Raw genomic sequence first — 1683 nt, forward strand, 5'->3', positions numbered from 1 at the left:
CGCGGCCATCGGTCGGGCCGAGATGATCCGCGGCGACTGGATCAAGCCCGGCGCCTACGTGATCGATGTCGGGACCAACCGGGTCGATGACCCCTCGACCAAGAGCGGCTCGCGGCTGGTAGGAGATGTCGCCTTCGCCGAGGCCCTGGAAGTGGCGGGCGCCATCACGCCCGTGCCGGGCGGTGTCGGCCCGATGACGATCACCCTGTTGCTGCAGAACACCCTCCGTTCGGCCCAGCGCGTCGGCTAGGCCGAGGGACCCATCTCGCCGGGCGGAGCCGTCAGGCGCCGGCCGGGTTTCCGACCCTGGATTCGAAGTGGGGTTTGGGCAGGTCCCAAACCCCACGATGCTTCTGCCGGCAGGAAGCCGGTGGCTGTCCGGCGAGCGAGCTTGGGGCGGGGCGGCCCCGAGCCTGGCGCCCGGTGACGAGAATCAGGCTCCGCTCATGTTGTCTGACAATTGACCCCTGCCGGGGGCGATGCTACACTGGGATCGTCCCGATGGCCACAATCCTGATCCGGAATGCCACGGTCCTGGTCACAATGGATACCGACCGCCGGGAGATTCCCGACGGCGGCCTATTCATCCGCGACGGCTGGATCGAGCAGGTGGGGCCATCAGCTGATCTCCCCCAACAGGCCGACTCGGTCTACGATCTGGAGGGGCATCTAGTCCTTCCAGGGCTGATCAATACGCACCACCACCTGTATCAGACGTTGACCCGGGCCGTCCCCCTTGCCCAGAACGCAGGCTTGTTCACCTGGCTGAAGACGCTGTACCCGATATGGGCAAGGATCCTGCCGGAAGACATTCGCATCTCCACCCAGATCGGGCTGGCTGAACTGGCCCTCAGCGGGTGCACGACGGCCAGCGATCACCTGTATATCTTCCCCAACGGCTGCCGGCTGGACGATGAGATTGAGGCTGCACAATCCGTGGGACTGCGCCTGCACGCCTCGCGCGGCTCGATGAGCCTGGGTGAGAGCCGGGGCGGGCTGCCGCCAGATCGGGTGGTCGAAGATGAGGAGTTCATCCTCAGAGACACCGAGCGATTGATCGATGCCTACCACGATCCGGCACCGGGCTCCAGGCTGCAGATTGTGATCGCTCCTTGCTCCCCGTTCTCGGTAACCCCCGAGCTGATGCGGCAGGCGGCGGCCCTGGCGCGGGCCCGCGGCGTACGGCTTCACACCCATCTAGCTGAGACCCTGGACGAGGAATCCTTCTGCCTCGAGCAGTTCGGACGGCGGCCGCTGGCCTATGCCGAGGACCTGGGCTGGACAGGTGGGGATGTGTGGTTCGCCCACGCCGTCCACATCAACGCAGATGAGGTGCAGCGCATGGCCGGGGCAGGGATCGGGGTGGCGCACTGTCCCTCTTCCAACATGCGGTTGGCCTCGGGGATCGCGCCCGTCCTGCGTTACCTGATGGCAGGGGTGCCGGTCGGCTTGGGTGTGGACGGCTCGGCGAGCAACGATGGCTCGCACATGCTGGGCGAGGCGCGCCAGGCGCTTCTGATCTCGCGCCTGGGGACGGCGCTGCGCCCGGCGGCGGACCCCCCGCAATCCCTGATCACCGCCCGCCAGGTCCTCGAGATGGCGACACGCGGCGGGGCGGCCGTCCTGGGACGGAGCGACATCGGCTCGCTGGCCGTGGGCAAATGCGCTGACCTGATCGCCATC

Annotated in this window: 2 protein-coding genes; both read left to right on the forward strand. The window is 67.3% G+C overall.

Annotation, left to right across the window (positions count from 1 at the left end; translation table 11 throughout):
- Positions 1–250 (forward strand): bifunctional methylenetetrahydrofolate dehydrogenase/methenyltetrahydrofolate cyclohydrolase (locus MUO23_07850; GenBank protein ID MCJ7512868.1); only part of this gene is annotated, 250 nt, incomplete at its 5' end.
- Between the two features lie 251 nt (positions 251–501).
- Positions 502–1683: 8-oxoguanine deaminase (locus tag MUO23_07855; protein ID MCJ7512869.1), on the forward strand; the 1182-nt coding region annotated here is incomplete at its 3' end.

Source organism: Anaerolineales bacterium, from assembly GCA_022866145.1.
Lineage (GTDB): Bacteria > Chloroflexota > Anaerolineae > Anaerolineales > E44-bin32 > PFL42.